This window comes from Kribbella sp. NPDC026596 (assembly GCF_040638415.1).
Lineage (GTDB): Bacteria > Actinomycetota > Actinomycetes > Propionibacteriales > Kribbellaceae > Kribbella.
Genome location: NZ_JBEZYF010000027.1, coordinates 1 through 16,830 on the forward strand (window position 1 = coordinate 1; position 16,830 = coordinate 16,830).

15 protein-coding genes, 1 tRNA gene and 1 pseudogene are annotated in these 16,830 nt (G+C 67.3%); 9 read left to right on the forward strand and 8 right to left on the reverse strand.

Annotation, left to right across the window (positions count from 1 at the left end; translation table 11 throughout):
- Positions 1-53: 53 nt before the first annotated feature.
- From AB0E63_RS22625 to AB0E63_RS22635, 3 genes are read right to left on the reverse strand one after another with little or no spacing between them, the layout of a single operon-like run.
- Positions 54-1,031 (reverse strand): NAD(P)H-quinone oxidoreductase, encoded by a 978-nt coding sequence (locus AB0E63_RS22625; RefSeq protein ID WP_360369417.1) that lies wholly within the window; start codon positions 1,029-1,031, stop codon positions 54-56.
- Between the two features lie 16 nt (positions 1,032-1,047).
- Positions 1,048-1,929, reverse strand: a complete 882-nt coding sequence (locus AB0E63_RS22630) for an aminoglycoside phosphotransferase family protein (protein WP_360369420.1) — start codon at positions 1,927-1,929, stop codon at positions 1,048-1,050.
- 32 nt (positions 1,930-1,961) lie between these two features.
- Positions 1,962-2,501, reverse strand: a complete 540-nt coding sequence (locus tag AB0E63_RS22635; RefSeq protein WP_360369423.1) for a molybdenum cofactor guanylyltransferase — start codon at positions 2,499-2,501, stop codon at positions 1,962-1,964.
- A gap of 69 nt (positions 2,502-2,570) precedes the next feature.
- Between AB0E63_RS22635 and AB0E63_RS22640 the strand changes: the two genes are divergently transcribed.
- From AB0E63_RS22640 to AB0E63_RS22660, 5 genes are all read left to right on the forward strand, one after another.
- Positions 2,571-3,362, forward strand: coding sequence for a carbon-nitrogen hydrolase family protein (locus AB0E63_RS22640; protein ID WP_360369426.1), 792 nt, complete (start codon positions 2,571-2,573; stop codon positions 3,360-3,362).
- A gap of 57 nt (positions 3,363-3,419) precedes the next feature.
- The gene (cobC, locus tag AB0E63_RS22645; protein WP_360369429.1) at positions 3,420-4,472 is read left to right on the forward strand and encodes an Rv2231c family pyridoxal phosphate-dependent protein CobC; all 1,053 of its coding nucleotides are present in this window, start codon (positions 3,420-3,422) and stop codon (positions 4,470-4,472) included.
- 425 nt (positions 4,473-4,897) lie between these two features.
- On the forward strand, positions 4,898-5,401 hold the full coding sequence (locus AB0E63_RS22650; protein ID WP_360369432.1) for a hypothetical protein: 504 nt from the start codon (positions 4,898-4,900) through the stop codon (positions 5,399-5,401).
- Positions 5,364-6,611 carry a cupin domain-containing protein gene (locus AB0E63_RS22655; RefSeq protein ID WP_360369434.1) on the forward strand — a complete coding sequence of 416 codons (1,248 nt, stop codon included), beginning with the start codon at positions 5,364-5,366 and terminating at the stop codon, positions 6,609-6,611. Before AB0E63_RS22650 ends, AB0E63_RS22655 begins: the two co-directional genes overlap by 38 nt.
- Before the next feature lie 612 nt (positions 6,612-7,223).
- Positions 7,224-7,769: a sucrase ferredoxin gene (locus tag AB0E63_RS22660; protein WP_360369748.1), complete on the forward strand. Its 546-nt coding sequence runs from the start codon at positions 7,224-7,226 to the stop codon at positions 7,767-7,769.
- A 6-nt stretch (positions 7,770-7,775) separates the two neighbouring features.
- Here the strand turns inward: AB0E63_RS22660 and AB0E63_RS22665 are convergent, their stop codons facing one another.
- Complete coding sequence (locus AB0E63_RS22665; RefSeq protein ID WP_360369437.1) at positions 7,776-8,372, reverse strand: gamma carbonic anhydrase family protein; 597 nt, start codon at positions 8,370-8,372, stop codon at positions 7,776-7,778.
- 397 nt (positions 8,373-8,769) lie between these two features.
- Between AB0E63_RS22665 and AB0E63_RS22670 the strand changes: the two are divergent.
- A pseudogene (locus tag AB0E63_RS22670) lies at positions 8,770-8,919 on the forward strand (IS481 family transposase); the annotation flags it as partial.
- A 202-nt stretch (positions 8,920-9,121) separates the two neighbouring features.
- On the opposite strand, the gene AB0E63_RS22675 reads toward AB0E63_RS22670, so the two are convergent.
- Positions 9,122-9,601 (reverse strand): helix-turn-helix domain-containing protein, encoded by a 480-nt coding sequence (locus AB0E63_RS22675; protein WP_360369440.1) that lies wholly within the window; start codon positions 9,599-9,601, stop codon positions 9,122-9,124.
- Between the two features lie 170 nt (positions 9,602-9,771).
- Here AB0E63_RS22675 and AB0E63_RS22680 point away from each other — a divergent pair, with 170 nt between their 5' ends.
- Both AB0E63_RS22680 and AB0E63_RS22685 read left to right on the forward strand, forming a co-directional pair.
- Complete coding sequence (locus AB0E63_RS22680) at positions 9,772-10,776, forward strand: helix-turn-helix domain-containing protein (protein WP_360369442.1); 1,005 nt, start codon at positions 9,772-9,774, stop codon at positions 10,774-10,776.
- 383 nt (positions 10,777-11,159) lie between these two features.
- Entirely contained in the window at positions 11,160-12,002 is an 843-nt protein-coding gene (locus tag AB0E63_RS22685; RefSeq protein ID WP_360369445.1) for an alpha/beta hydrolase, read from the forward strand.
- 459 nt (positions 12,003-12,461) lie between these two features.
- On the opposite strand, the gene AB0E63_RS22690 is transcribed toward AB0E63_RS22685, so the two are convergent.
- The gene (locus tag AB0E63_RS22690) at positions 12,462-13,679 is read right to left on the reverse strand and encodes an MFS transporter (protein ID WP_360369448.1); all 1,218 of its coding nucleotides are present in this window, start codon (positions 13,677-13,679) and stop codon (positions 12,462-12,464) included.
- A gap of 75 nt (positions 13,680-13,754) precedes the next feature.
- Entirely contained in the window at positions 13,755-14,990 is a 1,236-nt protein-coding gene (locus tag AB0E63_RS22695; RefSeq protein WP_360369451.1) for an MFS transporter, read from the reverse strand.
- 293 nt (positions 14,991-15,283) lie between these two features.
- On the opposite strand from AB0E63_RS22695, the gene AB0E63_RS22700 reads away from it, so the two are divergent.
- Positions 15,284-15,372, forward strand: a tRNA-Ser gene (locus tag AB0E63_RS22700).
- 443 nt (positions 15,373-15,815) lie between these two features.
- On the opposite strand, the gene AB0E63_RS22705 is transcribed toward AB0E63_RS22700, so the two are convergent.
- The gene (locus AB0E63_RS22705) at positions 15,816-16,667 is read right to left on the reverse strand and encodes a hypothetical protein (RefSeq protein WP_360369454.1); all 852 of its coding nucleotides are present in this window, start codon (positions 16,665-16,667) and stop codon (positions 15,816-15,818) included.
- Positions 16,668-16,830 lie beyond the last annotated feature (163 nt).

The following is a 16,830-nucleotide window of genomic DNA, read 5'->3' on the forward strand; positions in this document are numbered from 1 at the left end:
CTAGGGCGTGTCTGACGGTCCCGCGCTTACTGCGCGGAACCGTCAGACACGCCCTAGAGAGTCAGGAGGATCTTGCCCAGGTGGGTGGATTCTTCGAGGTCCTGGTGGGCGCGGGCCACTTCGGCGAGGGGGTAGGTGGCGTGGACGATCGGACGGACCTTCTTCTCGGCGATCAGGGGCCAGACGTGGCCGACGACCTCGGCGAGAATGCGGCCCTTGTCCTCGACCGAGCGAACCCGGAGGCCGGTGCCGGTGATCGATCCGCGGCGGCTCATCAGCCGGCCGAGATCCAGCTCGCCCTTCGTGCCACCCTGCATCCCGATCACCACCAGGCGGCCGTCGTACGCGAGCGTCTTCACGTTGTCGGTCAGGTACTTCGCGCCCATGATGTCGAGGATCACGTCCGCGCCGGCCTTGCCGGTCGCCTCCTGGACTACCGACGCCCACTCGGCTTCCTTGTAGTTGATCGCGACATCCGCGCCGAGCCGGGTGCAGAACTCCATCTTGTCCACGCTGCCGACCGTGGTCAGCACCCGTGCGCCATGCGCGACCCCGAGCTGGATCGCCATCGAGCCGATGCCGGACGAGCCGCCGTGCACGAGCAGCGTCTCGCCGTCCTTGAGATGCGCGGTCATGAACACGTTCGACCACACCGTCGCGACCACCTCGGGCAGTGCCGCAGCGCTGACCAGGTCGAGCCCCTCGGGTACGGGCATCACCTGCGGAGCCGGTACGGCGACCTTCTCGGCGTACCCACCACCCGCGAGCAGCGCGCAGCACTCGTCGCCGACGGACCAGCCCTCGACCTGGGCGCCGACCGCGGAGATCGTGCCGGACACCTCGAGCCCGATCGTCCCCGGTGCTCCGGGCGGCGGCGGATAAAACCCCTGCCGCTGCAGCAGATCGGCCCGGTTCACCCCCGCGGCGACCACGTCGATGACGACCTCGTCGACGGCCGGCTGCGGATCCTCGATCTCGCCGACCGTCAGAACCTCGATCCCGCCGGCACCCTCACACACGACAGCTCGCATGCCGCCCACCGTACCCTCAGCCGTTGACGAGCTCGGCCAGCTCCGCGGCGATGCTGTCGAGGTGAGTGGTCTCGCCTATCGACTTGAACCAGTCCCATAGCTCGAGGGAGTGGTAGATGCGGTACAGATGCAGGCGATCCGCCCAGTCCGTGGGGAGTGCGCCGTACCCGTCGACCAGACCGGCGAGCTTGTCGGCGTTGCCGCGGATCGAGTACGACGCGGTCTTCGCGAGGTCGATCAGTGGGTCGGCGGCGATCGCGTTCTCGACGTCGATGAATCCCGTCACCCGCCCGGTCACCGGATCCACGAGCACGTTGCCCTCGTGGAAGTCGTTGTGACAGAGGACGGGTGCTTCGTTGTTCGCCAGCAATCCTTGGTGGCGATCGACGAACCTTCCGATCTTCTCGCCCAGTGCTTGGTCTCCGCCGAGCTGCTCGAACTCGTCAAGCTTCTTCGCGAACTGCCTGCGCATGTACTGATCGTTGTCCGGCAACGGATCGAGGATCTGGTCGGTCAGATACCCGTACGCCGGTTGTGGGATCCGATGCACGCGGGCGAGCAGTTGTCCGAGTTCGGCGTACGTCGCTCGCCAGTCAGTCGGCTCGAACTCCGACAGCGGTACGCCGTCGAGCTTCGTCAGGACTGTGAACGCGTCGTGCTCATCGGTGTGAATCACTCGTGGGATGGAGCCGTTCAGCTCCGTGGCCAGCAAGCGGTAGACATGCACTTCCTTGGCCTGCTTCCAGGCCCACTCCGGTGCGTACACCTTCACGATCAGCGGGTCGGCGTCTACTCGTCGTACCTCGAAGACCGTGCTCAGTTGGCCGCCGGTCCGCTGGACGACCTCGGTGACTTCGCTGTCCGGGCTGGCCTTAGCCACCATTGCCTTGATGTCCACAGCCTCACGCTAGAAGCGGTGTCTATCGGTTTTCAGTCGTCAAAATCTGACCAGGTGTCGACGTCGTCGCCGGCATGGGTTGGGTCGGTCCAGGCGAGATCGAGTTGCGCGACCAGGCGGCGTACCGACTTGTCGCGGGGATCGCCGAGCTGCGTGATCGCTTCGGTGAGCGCCGTACGGCGGTAGGCGGTCGCGAGCTGTTGTTCGCGGCCGTCCGTGTCCCGCAGCCCGTGGCCGTCGTGGTCGGCGAGTCCATCGACCAACTGCGCGACGTCTTCCTTCGTTAGCCAGGGCAGGTCGCAGCTCAGGAGTACGACGACCGGTGCGGTGCCATGGCTTAGCCCTGCTGCGATCCCTGCGACCGGACCGCCGGACGGTGGATCTTCGACGGTCCAGGCGACCGGGCGGCAGGTGGTGCGGACCGGGCCGACCACCACGGTCGACACGGCGTCAGCGGTCGCAGTCAGCACCCGGTCGAGCAGCGTGATGCCTTCGAGCACCAGCATCGCCTTGTCCACCCCGCCGAACCGGGTCGACCCACCCCCAGCGAGTACCAGCGCGTCGAACTCCACGAAGGCAGTCTCCCACCCGACGTACTGCGGCTGGGTTCAAGTCCCACGCCTTTGCGGCACCATGGAGACGTGAAGATCGCCGTGGTGCAGACCGCCAGCAGCCTCGACAAGGCCGCGAACCGCGACCTGGTGACCCGCGTCGTCGCCGATGCGGCCCAGGGCGGGCCGGACCTCGTCGTACTGCCGGAAGCGATGATGTCCGACTTCGCCATCGAAGGCGGCTCGGTGGCGGAGGCCGCTGAAGCGCTGGACGGGGAGTTCGTCGACACGCTGCGGAAGTGCGCGCTCGAACACGGCGTGGCGATCGTGGCCGGGATGTTCGAACGCAGCTGCGACCAGCACCGTCCGTACAACACGCTGCTGGCCGTAGGCGCCGACGGATCGTTGCTCGGCGCCTATCGGAAGATCCATCTGTACGACGCGTTCGGGTACAAGGAGTCGGATCAGCTGACGTCGGGAGACGTGGCGCCGGTGGTGGTCAACGTCGGCGGTGTGTCGCTGGGCCTGATGACTTGCTACGACCTGCGCTTTCCTGAGTTGTCGCGCGCTCTGATCGACGCCGGCGCCGAGGTGCTCGTCGTACCTGCCGCGTGGGTCCGTGGGCCTTTGAAGGAGCACCACTGGACCACTCTGCTTACCGCTCGGGCAGTGGAGAACACGTGCTACGTGGCGGCCGCTGCGCAGAACGGGAAGAAGTACTGCGGTCTCAGTCAGGTCATCGACCCGCAGGGGGTTGCTCTGGCGTCGGTGGGTGAGGCGGACGGGCACGCGCTCGCGGACGTGTCGGCTGAGCGGCTGGCCGACGTACGCACGCGCAATCCGTCACTGCGGAACCGCCGGTACACCGTGACCCCTCGCTAACGCCCAGTGCTTGGACCAACTGGTCCGGAATCCGGCTGGAGCGGCTAGCCTCCAGGGGTGCTGGATGGGTTTGATCTGGAGCATCATGGCGATCTCGAGGTCGGAGATGGGCTGGTCGATCTCGCTGTCAATGTGCGGGCGGGGACTCCGCCACCGTGGTTGATCGACGAGATCACGTGCAGTTTGACCGACCTGGCGTCGTACCCGCGGCAGGACGCGGCAGTGGCGGCGATCGCCGCGCGGCATCGGGTGGCGCCGGATCGGGTCCTGCTGACGGCGGGTGCCGCGGAGGCGTTCGTACTGATCGCGCGGGCGTTCCGGCCACGGCATGCGGTGGTGGTTCATCCACAGTTCACCGAACCTGAGGCGGCGCTGCGGTCCGCCGGGCATGTGGTCGACCGGGTGATCCTGCGTGCCGAGGACGGGTTCGTCCTCGATCCACGGACGGTGCCGGCCGACGCTGATCTCGTGGTCATCGGCAATCCGACCAACCCCACGTCGGTGCTGCATCGCGCCGACGATCTGCGTGAGCTGGCGCGGCCCGACCGGATCCTCGTCGTTGATGAGGCGTTCATGGACGCCGTACCGGGCGAGCCTGAGTCGCTCGCGGGTGCGTCGATCCCGGGGTTGGTGGTGATCCGGAGTCTGACCAAGACCTGGGGGCTCGCCGGGCTGCGGATTGGATACGTACTCGCGGCGCCCGGGCTGATCGAGCAGTTGGCTGCTGTCCAGCCGCATTGGCCGGTGTCCACTCCTGCACTCGCGGCGGCAATTGCCTCCAGCAACGAACGGGCCGTGGCGGAGGCGGCCCAGGCGGCGCTGGACATCGATCGTCAACGCGTCCATCTGCTTGCCAGCCTGGGAGTCGGGGGCATGGCCGGGTCCGGGGTGCGTGGTCCGGTTTCGACGTACGGCGTGCCGCGTGGACCGTTCGTCCTCGTGCGGGTCGAGGGTGGCGCCGTACTGCGGGAATCCCTGCGACAGCGTGGATTCGCGGTCCGGCGCGGGGACACGTTCCCGGGGCTCGGACCGGATTGGCTGCGGATCGCGGTCCGCCCGGAGGACGTCACCGACGGCTTCGCCAAGGTGTGGCGCGACCTCACGTCCTGATCGTTTACGAGCCCGCTTCCTGACCGCCCGCGACCCGGCTTCCTGACCGCCCGCGACCCGGCTTCCTGACCGCCCGCGAACCGGCTTCCTGACCGCCCGCGACCCGGCTTCCTGACCGCCCGCGAACCGGCTTCCTGACCGCCCGCGACCCGGCTTCCTGACCGCGCGTGGCTTGACGTTCTGGTTGCGATCGCGGTCGTGCGGCGTTCGCGGTCGAACCGAGTTGCCGCTGTGATCCCTGAGGGGTTTAGTCGACCCCCACTTTGCGCACAGGATGGTCCCTGAGTGCCCCGCTCCACGTCTGGCACTCCTTCTGGTCATTCGCGAAGGGAGCAGCAAGATGGGTCTGAACGACGACGACATGAACACCTCATCCGAAGGTGGCGAGGGACTCGCGGACGGTGGCGCGACCGCAGGTGCCACGGATGGTGGTGCCGACGGCGGCGCCGGCGGGTACGGAGGCTCGGGCGGCGAAGGACCGGCGGACGGTGGCGCCACCCCAGGGGGCACTGACGGCGGCGCCGATGGCGGTGCGGATGGCGGTGCCGGCGGCGGTGAAGGGCCTGCCGACGGTGGTGCAACACCGGGCGGCACTGACGGCGGTGCCGACGGCGGTGCGGGTGGCTATGGCGGCGGTGAGGGTCCGGCTGACGGTGGCGCGACGCCCGGTGGCACTGACGGTGGCGCCGATGGCGGTGCGGATGGCGGTGCTGGCGGCGGTGAAGGGCCCGCTGACGGCGGTGCGACACCGGGCGGCACGGATGGTGGTGCCGATGGCGGCGCGGACGGTGGCGCGGGAGGCGGCGGCGAAGGGCCGGCTGACGGTGGTGCGAGGGAGGGTGGCACTGACGGTGGCGCCGACGGTGGAGCTGGCGGCGGCTCCGGGAGTTGGTGAGTACCGTGCCGGGGGCCGGGCCGCTGCCGGATGAGCGCCCGGCTCTCCGGCGCTGTGTAGCGGGTGATCTGGACGAGTTCTCGAACTCCTACTGGGGTTCGCGGGCTCTGCTGTCCCATGGCCCGGACCTGCCCGCGCCGTACGACGATCTGTTCACCCTCGAGGCCGCGGACGAACTGCTGTCCCGCCGCGGACTCAGGACACCATTCCTGCGCATCGCCAAGAACGGTGCAGTGGTTGGCGACGGGCAGTTCACCGGATCGGGTGGTGTGGGCGCGGACATCGGGGATCAGATCCGCGACGACAAGGTGGCGGCGTTGTTCGCCAGCGGCCACACCGTCGTACTGCAGGCCCTGCACCGCACCTGGCCCGCGCTCGTCGACTTTGCGACCCAGCTGTCGGCAGATGCCGGTCATCCGGTGCAGATCAACGCGTACATCACTCCGGCGGAGTCACAGGGGTTCTCGGCGCATTACGACGTACATGATGTCTTTGTGTTGCAGGTGGCGGGCGAGAAGCACTGGACCGTGCATGAGCCGGTGCACGTCGATCCGCTGCGCAACCAGCCGTGGACGGACCACTCGAAGGCGGTAGCGGCGGCTGCGCGCGACGAGGCTCCGGTGATCGACGAGGTACTGCGGCCTGGCGATGCGCTCTATGTACCGCGCGGCTTCTTGCATTCGGCCAAGGCGCTCGGTGGTGTCAGTGCGCATCTAACCGTTGGCATGCACACGCTGACCCGGTACCTCCTCGTGCAGGAGCTGGCTGCGCTGGCTGCCGACGACGCGTCGCTGCGGACCGCGTTGCCGCTGGGCTTCGATCCGGGCGATCCGGACCAGCTCAGCAAGGTTCTGCCACAGGTGGCTGACCTCTTCGTCCGTCAGATCCAGTCAGCAACACCCGACGCGCTCGCGGCTCGCCTCAGACGCCGTACGTGGTCCGGCAACCGCCCCGCCCCACTACCGCCGCTGGCCCACGCAGCATCCATCGCTTCCCTGGCAGTCGGTACGACGGTCCGCCTACGCACCGGCCTCCGCTGCCGAGTCATACCAGGCGACCCCGTCGTCCTCCAGCTACCCGACCGCACCATCACCTTGCCAGCGGTGACAGCCGCTGCGGTCATGGAGCTCACCTCCGGCACCGACTGCAAGGTAGGCAACCTCCCAGGCCTCGACGACCCCGACCAACTAGTCCTGGTCCGCCGCCTCCTCACCGAAGCAGTCCTAGTCGCAACCAGTCCCTGACCACCCCAACCGACGCAGTCGTGGTGCGACCAACTCGTGAACATCCGGGGGTGGTTGGAGCGAGCAACAGTAAGGTGAGTGGGCGTGGGTGACGACGGCAGATACCGCGCGGAGACAGGCTGCGCCGCGCTCGCCGACCTCCGGGGCGATTCCCCCGTAGCCACCGCCCCACCCGCCAGCCGCTGGCTCCTCATCGAGTCCCACCACCCCTGGCCCCGCAACGCCCTAACCAGCCTCGACGCCGGCGCCGCAACACGTGCCCGCACCGCCAGCCCCCGTCCAGGAAGTGCTGGTCCCGGGAACGCCGCCGCCGGGAACGCCGGTACGGACAGCGCCGGTGCCGAGAGCCCCAGCGCCGCGAGTGCCAGCGCCGCGAGTGCTGGTGTGGGGACTGCTGGTGCCGGGGTTGGTGGTGTGGGGGACGAGTTGGGGGTGGAGGTTGCGCGGGTTTGTCGGGGTTTGGGGTACCGGCCGGTGCTGGTACGGCGGTTTGGGCGGGTGGATCGGTCGGCGCCGCGGCGGTGGGGATTGGTGGATTGCCGGCCGGGGCGGGAGTCAGTTCGGTGGGGTGAGTTGCCTGCGGACGAGCACCTGTTGGATGTGCTCGCGGGCGTGGACAAAGGAACAGTCAGCCACGAGCCGGTGTATCTGGTGTGCACGCATGGACGGCACGACGCGTGTTGTGCCGTGCGAGGACGTCCGGTGGCTGCGGCTTTGGCGGCTGCCTATCCCGAGCGGACCTGGGAATGCAGTCACATCGGCGGCGACCGGTTCGCCGCGAACGTCGTCGTACTGCCGCATGGCCTGTTCTACGGGCATGTGTCCACGACCCGCGCCGTTGAGCTCGCCAAGCGCTACGACGAAGGCACCGTCGTACCCGATCTCCTCCGTGGATCAGGTGCGTTCACACCCCCGGTCCAAGCAGCGCAGCACTTCGCCCGCACCGCCGGCCAGTCAGTTGCCGTCAACAACCTCCGTCCTCAAGCCGTTCAAGAACTCCCCAACCACCGCTGGCTGGTAAGGCTCGCTTCCACCGCAGGCCCCATCACCGTCGAGCTGTCCGTCCACCTCGACACCATCGACGCTCGTCTGACCTGCTCAGGCACGGCACCCGCCCAGGTACGCCGCTTCGAGCTACGCAACCTCACCATCGGTTGACGGTGGTCACGGGTCGAGGAGGCGGTCGGACTGGTGCGTGCCGTAGTAGGTGGATTGGCGGGACATGATGTCGCGCATGGGGGTGCCGCGGGGGACGCCGTAGACGGTACCGGGGAAGTCCAGGTCGCGCTGGAGTTGCCATAGCTCTTCGTGCCGGTCGGGTGAGAAGAGCTGGGCCGGGTCGCCGGCCGCGATCCATCCGATTGGGAGGACCGCGCCAGATTCCAGGCGCGAGTTCACGTGCAGCACGCTGTTGATCCGGAGCTCCGCGCCTGCGCCGGCGACAGAACCAGGGAACAACGCGGCGCCCGTGGCGATGAAGACTTCGTCCTCGACCGTGGCGCCGTTGACGTGTGCATGGGGACCTACCAGGACCGCGTCGCCGAGCAGGGCGGGATGATCGGCCCGGCCGCGCACCAGGGCGTTCTCCATCACCACACTGTTCTCACCGAGACGGACCTCGCCGTTCTCCGCCGTCAGCACCGCACCATGCAGGACTCTGCTGCCCTCGGCCAGCACGACGGCTCCACAGAGCACGGCTGATGGGGCGACGTAAGCGGATTCGGGCACGATCGGTCGGCGGCCGCGATGTTCCAGCAGCATGTGTCGCTGTCCTTCCGTCGATCATCACCTCGTCTTCCTCAGCTGTACCCGGTTGGTGAGCGGATTCTCCACAGCCCGGGTCCTCACAACCCGGGCGGCGGCGTCGGACGGCCGTCCACATCGAAGGTGGGAGGCTCGGTCGACCGGACGATCCAGGGTGGAGGACCACGAACTGGGAAAACATTAGAACAGATGTTCGATCGAACGCAACGCATCCTGACGCGTCAGATGTCATGTCGCAGGACACCGGTGACGGTTCTGCATCGGGACATCGGTGACACTTTCGGGGATCTTGGTGGTGACACTTCGGTGAGTCGGCGGAGCGGGTGAGGGCCCGGCTCGGTCGACTGCGCCGGTGCCGAAGAACGAGTCTGTTGATCCCCGTGTCCGTCTCGCGATCACGCAGTGGCCGCCTGATGCGCCCTGTGGGGCGGTGACGACCTTCTGTGCCGAGCACGGCATCTCGCGCAAGACGTTCTACGAGATCCGGCGGCGCAGCCTCACCGACAGGCCCGCGGCGGCGTTCGAGCCGAGGTCGCAGCGTCCAAGCCCGCCGCCTCGATGGACGTGATCGATCGAGCCGCCGCCCACTCAGCCGGGAGCACACACCCAGCCGGAGCATCACGCCCGGGCTGACCGCTCCTGTGCGGCTCTGGTGCTATGGCCAAGAATTTTGCCCCGCTACACGAATCTGAGGATCGGCGCTCGTCACGTCCTGCAGTTGTCCACAGGCGCCCTGGGATGCGAAGTCAGGAAACTGTGATCAGCCCCGGGCCTGCCTCGATTACGACGTCACCCGGATCCACATCGTGGCCCGCGTCGCAACGGATGCGGACTCCGACGGCTGCGCCGCAGGCGCGGTGGGTCGCACGCACGGGCGGGCCCGCCTCGTCGGTCTCCCACTTCGAACCCCATTGAAGCAGGGCATAGACAACGGGCTGGAAGTCCATTCCTTTGGCGGTCAATTGGTATTCGTGCCGGGTCCGTTGACCGGGCTCCTGGTAGGGCACCCGCTCCAGCAGCCCGGCGGCGGTCAGTTCCTTGAGCCGGGCTGCCGCCGCGGGCTCGCCGATCCCTACTCGGCGGACAAAGTCCTCGAATCGGCGGGTGCCGAAGATCGCCTCCCGCAGGACCAGGATCGCCGAACGAGTGCCGACGACGTCGATCGAGGCGGCGACCGAGCAGTTGGCCATCGACCAGGTCTCCCGGTGGCTGAGCAGATCTGTCATGTCCCGAGTGTAGGGGCTGACTTGCGTGGACAATAGTCTGGGCCGTAGTCTGCTAGCTGACTTAGACAAACAGAAGTCAGCCTCGCGAGTAGTCGACTGCTGCGGCGTCGGAAAGACGGCCGCCCGGGTCGACGGTTGTGAGCTGGTGCCGCGGATCGAAGGTGGGCGGGATGACAGACATTCTTGACACGCGAAGCGTGCCTGCCGCCGTTCGCGCCGAGGTGGTACGGGAGACGATTGCCAGCGCGAAGGTGCGGGTCGAGATCGATTTCCCAGCCGAGGCTGGGCCCGCGGCTGCGTACGGCGCCATCAGTCAGCTCGGACAGCTGACGGTGTGTTCGGTCCGCTCGAACGCGCTCACTGTGGAGCGGACAGCGGCCCTGGCCCGGGACGAGCTTGCGCCGAGCATTTTCCTCGGTCTCCAACTGGCCGGTTCGAGCCTGGTCGTCCAGGGTGGCCGGGAAGCGGTCCTCAAACCACGCGATCTGGTCATCTACGACTCGACCGCGCCGTACACGCTGGTCGATCCCGACGGCATCCGCCAGCACTTCTTCAGGATCCCCATCGCTGCCCTGGGTCTGCCGCACGACGCGATCAGACAGATCTGCGCCACGACTCTCAGCCCCGGACATCCGATCGCTGACCTGGTCGCCACCTATCTATATCGGCTGGCAAGCCGCCCGGACATTTACACCCACCCGGCTGCTGACGCGGTGAGCCACCCGAGTGTCGCACTGGTCCGTGCGCTCATCACCACCCACCTGGATGCCACCGCACTGGGGAAGGAACCACTGCACGCGACGCTGCGGTTGCGGATCCTGGAGTACGTCCGCGCCCGTCTGGGCGACCCCGGGCTGCACCCCGGCCAGATCGCCGCCGAGCACCACATCTCGGTGCGGCACCTCTACAACGTCCTCGCCGCCGGCGGCATCTCCCTCGGCGAGTGGATCCGCAATCAGCGGCTGGAGGGATGCCGTGAAGACCTCGCCCGGCCCGGGTTGCGATCGTTGACGATAGCAACGGTCGCCCGGCGTTGGGGATTCACCGATCCGTCCAGCTTCGGCCGCGTCTTCCGTGCCGCCTATGGGCTCTCGCCGCGCGAGTGGCGAACCCTGGCACACCGTGATCCGGTAGGTGCCACCGGTGTCTCGACCCTGATCTCGCCGCCGGAGTAGCCGCTGAAACGTGCGCCGACCGCCGATGTCTGCACTGCGTGCGCGGTCCTCGGCCGGAGGTGGTGGCGGGCTGGTCGAGCTCTCTCCACTGCCATGTGGTCATCTCGGACGCCGCGAAGGTGGCGGTGGACCATTCGTGCACAGGTCTCTGCACGGTGTGCAGGGTAACGCGCGCAACGGCGCCAGCGGCTGCGTCGGACCCTAGCGTCGATTCCGACACCACGGACGGTGTCCTCGACGGGCGGCCCACACGCCACCTTCTGGACGCACGCCGAGCCGTTCACGCCGCGCTGCTGAAGCTCCTCTCCAAGCTCGGCGCCGCCGCTGAACCCCCCGCCCGGCGAGCCCGCCGAGCGGATATCCACACCCGCAAGGACAAATCCATGCGTACCCCGAAGAAGTCACTGCCCGCGGCCGTCGCGGCTCTCACCGCCGGCGTGCTCGCGCTGGGCATCGGTAGCGCCCGCGCCAGCAGCGCGCAAACCATGCAGAACGACGCGCCGCTCAAACCGACGATCGTGCTCGTGCACGGTGCGTGGGCCGACGGCTCGAGCTGGTCTGCCGTGACATCAAAGCTGCAGAGCGCCGGATACACCGTCGATGTCGAGGCAAACCCGCTGCGCGGCCTCGCAACCGACGCGCAGTACCTGCGTGATCTGCTGGCCACCATCCCTGGCCCGGTCGTGCTCGTCGGGCACTCCTACGGCGGCATGGTGACCACCAGCGCTGCCACCGGCAACCCCAACGTCAAGGCCCTCGTCTACGTCGACGCCTTCATCCCCGACCAAGGCGACAGCGTCGGCGCGCTCGCCGCCGCACAGCCCGGCTCCGACCTGGACCCGAACAGCTCGATCACCGCGGTGCCGATCCACGACGCCGGCGGAAACGTCGTCAACGCCGACGTCTACATCAAGCCGGATCAGTTCGCGGGCCTGTTCGCCGGTGGCATCCCGGCCAAGCAGGCCGCCGTCCTGGCCGCCACCCAGCGGCCACTGACCGCCACCACGCTCAGTGAGACCCTCGCCGGTGTTCCGGCGTGGAAGACCATCCCGTCCTGGGACCTCATCGGTACCGCGGACAAGGTGCTGCCACCGGCGGAGCAGCAAATCATGGCGCACCGCGCCGGCGCGCACATCACCAAGGTCGACGCGCCGCACCTGTCGATGATCTCCGACCCGGACGCGGTGACCGACGTGATCGTCGACGCCGCCCGTGCCACCAGCTGACCGACCAACCGCCAACAACTGCACGGATCGACGACCGATGTCGCGCTCATCGCCAATGCGATCGACAACGGACCCGACGGCCTGCTGGACCTCGTCGACGGGCGACGAGGCTTCCAGCAGGTCCTCGTCATCACCTGCGGCGACAAGATCACCGTCGCCGACCTGGAAGGCGAGATCCTCATCGAGCACACCAGGCCCGCGCCTGGAGTGACTTACGTCGGCAACGGCCGCCCCCGCGGCCCACGCCAAGACCCCTGAATCGTCACCGATGTCGTGACACATCGAGTGTCACCGATGTCCTGATGCAGAACTGTCACCGATGTCCTGAGACATCACATCCTGACGAGTCAGATTGTCGGGCGAACCTGCGTCATTCCAGGTGCCCGGGGCGCGCGGTGAAACGCAGGTGCGCTCACGGGGTGTGCTCGTTGATCCTGCCGTGTTGGATGCGCGGGAGGCTCAGGTGCGCTGGGCCGTACTCTGCGGGATCGCCCGATCCAACGCGAACATCGTCACGCTGGCCACGAGGGCCAGAGCGCTCAGGGCCAACCACGGGAATTCGTGCTGCAGCTCGAAGAGCTGAGCGAAGAAGGCGGGCGCCAGCACACTCGCGAACGTGAAGGAGTACTGCCAGTAGGACAGGTACTTCCCGCGCCCGACCACCGGTGCCACCGCGGCTGACAGCGCGTTGTTGGTCGCAGCGTGCAGCACGTCGGCGAACGCGAAGCACGCCGTTGCCAGCACCAGCACGGGCACCACCAGCGCTCCCGGAAGATGCAGCAACGACGCCATCAGCAGTCCCCACACCGCCCAGGTCACACCGGACACGATCATGACGTTCGTACGACGACGCCGTTCGGTGTGCCGCACTACGAGCGTCTGACCGGTCGCCAGGACGACGGAGGTCCCGGCCAACAGGACGCCGACCAGCCACTTGGGTACGGGCAGTGCCTCAGCGATGTACACAGGCAGTCCAACACCGAACATCATCATGCAGAGGGCCAGCAAGGTGTTGGCGCCGATCAGCACCAGGAACGGCTTGTCCTTGCGCAGACGCGGAGCCGGTCCGGTGTCCTGCATGGTCTGCTCGTGGTGAGACGGGTGCAACCGCAGGAGAAGCAGACCGGCCACGAAGAAGGTCACCGCGTTGACAGCCATCGCAATCAGGAACGGCGTATCGCCGCCGATCGCCAGCAGGAGGCCGGCCGCCAGTCCACCGAGGGCGAATCCCCCGGCCTGCATCATGCCGCCCAGACCGAACCACCGGTCGCGGTCGCCGTCGTCCGCGATGTCAGCCAGCAGACTGAAGATCGCAGACCAGAACGCCCGCTGTCCGGTCGTCGTCACGAGTGCGCAAAGGAACAGGAGCCAAAGCGACCGGCCGAAGAAGAAGCCCGTGAAGGCGAGACCCTGGGCGAACTGCGCGCCGATCACGAGGTTGCGCGGGCCTACTCTGTCGATCACCAAGCCCACCACGGCCGGTGCGGCGATGGAGAAGAGCGTCGCGACCGTCAGTACCAGTCCGGCCTTGCCGAGTGGTACATCGGCGACCCTGACGAAGTAGAGCAGTAGAAGCGGCCCGGCACACCCGCCGCCGAACGAGTCGATGGACAGCGCGACGAGAAGCGGTACGCGGCCACGGACGTTCGGGAGACCGAGGGATGTGGCTGCGGGCATGACAGTGCTTCTCCCATCGCATCGACTCGGCGGCCACGAACATAGCAAGCGTTCTCCGAGACCGTGCAACCGATTTCAGTCCGTTGCAGGCACCCGGCGTACCGAGACGTGGCGAAGCGGCCGCCAGGCGACCACTGTCATCAGCACCATCGCCACGAACGCTGCGGCGAACGGCGCGGCCAGTCCGAACCGTTGCGCGAGTACGCCGCCTAGCGCCGAGCCGATCGCGGCCCCACCGACCGAGGCCAACATGTACACGCTGTTCACTCGTCCCATCAGCGGCTCCGGCGTCGCCAGCTGCCGGGCGGTCGTGGACACGATGCCCCACACCACGGCGTGGACGCCGAACACAGCCATGGTCGCGCCGGCGACCCAAGGGCTCCGGGTGAGCGCGAGGATCAGGTGGACCGTCGTCTCGATCACCAGACCGGCGCGCAGCAGGGTCAGCGAGCCGACACGCGGCTCGAGCAGGTGGTACACCGGCATGCCGAGGACCGCTCCGATTGCGCCGACCGAGATGAGCAATCCGAACTGCGTTTCGCTCAGACCGAGCCGCTCCCGGGCGAACAGCACCCAGGTCGCGAAGGCGGCGCAGAAGGTGACGTTCATGACCAGGATCGAACAGGCCAACGTCCGTACGCCGGCGTGGCCCCAGAGCCAGCGGACTCCCTCCCGCACTTCGCTCCAGAGCGCCGTACCCGACGGCTCCGGTAGTGGTGGACGTACGGCGACTCGTGCGACCAAGGCGGCCGCAGCGGCGAACGTCACCGCGTCGAAGACCAGCGGGACGCCGGACCCGACCGCGAACAGCAGTGCGCCGAGCGGTGGGCCGCCTAGCTGTTGCAGAACGGTCCCACTGGCAAACAGCCGCGAGTTGGCCCGACCCAGGTGTGCTTTGGGTACGGCGCTCACCAGCAATGCACTCGATGCGTTATCGGCGAGTGTTTCCGCCGTACCGAGTAGGAACAGTGCCAGATAGATCGCCCACAGGGGTGACGTGCCGAGCAGTACGGCGGCGCCGAGGGCGGCGAGCACCGTCGCGCGAAAGAGGTCGGCGGCAACGACCATCAGCCGGCGATCGAGCCGGTCGACCAGTGCGCCGCTGAACAGGGCGAACAGCAGCCATGGCAACTGCTGGACGAAGGCGGCCGCGCCGACCGCGGCCGGTTCGCTGGTGATCGAGGCGACCAGCAATGGGCCGGCGGCAACCATGGCGCCGTCCCCGAGGTTGGAGATGATCGAGGCCGGCCAGATCTTGCGGAAATCGGATCCGAGGTCGGATGGCAGCAGGAACGTACCGAGGGAACGCATACGAGAGCTCCAGAGGGCATGACGGGACAACCGGAAGTGCCGGCGTGACGCCGGCGGAAGACCCGGTCGGCTGCACTCAGCCGGCCGGATGGCCCGGTCAGCTACTGGTCAGCGCGCCGACCGGACGGTGTGTGCCATGTCCTCGAACGACCGAGACATTGCCCTCACCTCCGTCGGTACCCCAGGCGGCCCGTCCGCCTCTGCCGAGACCATACCGGTGGCTACCCGCCCCCGCACTCGACTTCCACCCCACCGCCCTGCGCTATCCTCAACGATCGGCGGCACAGCCGTCTGGAGGGTTCGCATAGCGGCCGAGTGCGCTGGTCTTGAAAACCGGTATGGCGGGTGACCGTCATCGTGGGTTCGAATCCCACACCCTCCGCCTTTCGAGCGCCGTAACAGGCCTCTGACCAGCTGAAACACCTGCTTGGAGGCGCCACCTCGGCAGTCCGGCTGCATCCGGCTGTGTCCGGCCAACACCAGCGGTCTACGGCCATCTGTGCCCGCATTGTGCCCGCGAACCGAGCCGCCCGGACCTGGTCACTAGTACCGGGCCTGCCTACCACCAGCCCCTCGTGTTTCAGCCCCCTCTCTGGCACCGAGGCACGAGAGCACGGCCAACTAGGCGGGGTACCGCCTGGGACATCTGGGACAAGGCCCCGCTACGGGTGTCCCACCTATTTGCGCAGGTCAGAGCCCTCGCTGGGACAGTGGGACAGCTGGGACAGCATCGGTTTGGGACAGAATCGTCAGTCGCAGTCGTCTCAGGTGCCCGTAACGGGCGCGGCTTGCTGTCCCCGGTGCCGTTCTAATCCACTGGGCATCTCAGATTGGCTCGTCGAGTCGTCTCAGCAGATTGGCTAGCAAGATCACCGCGTCCGCCGCAATGCCTGCATCTCGACGGGTGCCTGTCGCGCTGTGCTTCACGCTCTGCGCGAACTCGATCGCTGCCCGCGCTAGTTTGCGCAGATCTGCCTGCCCTGATCCTGGAGCCGCGTCCTCGATGAATCGTTCGATCCTCGCCTTCGTCATCGTTACCGGAGGCACCTGTTCCCCTTCCCGGAGATGCACGGCCGGGTCGTAAACCTGACGGCTCAACGTCTCGATCACGATTACGCAGTCATTGCCGACATTGCGATAGTCCTGCGCCGTGCGAGCGATCTGGAAGTGGCGGCGCAGCTCCAGGACTTCTTCGTCGACGCGCGCCCATCCGGTAGTTGACCGCGGACTGATCGGCTGCGCCAGGCTGGAGTCGAGAGACTGGCTCTCAAGCACGATCAGCCGGTCATGAAGTGGATCGATCAGGCTATTCAGGAGATCTCGACGAGCCTGCCAACTGCCGTAGCCGTCGTTACGCAACCAGAACGACTTAAAACTGCTGTAGTCCCTAAATGGGAGGTCAAAGTCACTAACGCCGATCCGCGTTACGACTGCGCGTAGGGCAAGAATTGCAGCGCGCATCCCCTGAATCGACAACTCTTCCCCACCGCTCGTGCCGAACCTCTCAAGATCGTCGTGAACCAGTCGCGCAAGTGCGCCGGCCACCTCGACGTCCGGCAGCCCCTCGACGGCACCACGTCGCAGGGCCACTAGCAGGTCATCATTGACGATGCGTTCGGAGGGCAGACCCCACGCTGCTGGGATCGTCTGGTCAATGAAGAAGTCGTCCGGCCTCATGTGAGTACTCCAGCACTCCCGGTGACACACAGGAAGACCATCGGCGATCGATGTCCGCAGGACGCAGCCCCGGGTGTGTTCTGACCTGGCTCAGGATCAGGCAGTCTGTCACGGGACAACCGAACCGCCGTAGCTATCGCGCCTCAGATACTAGGGTCGCTCG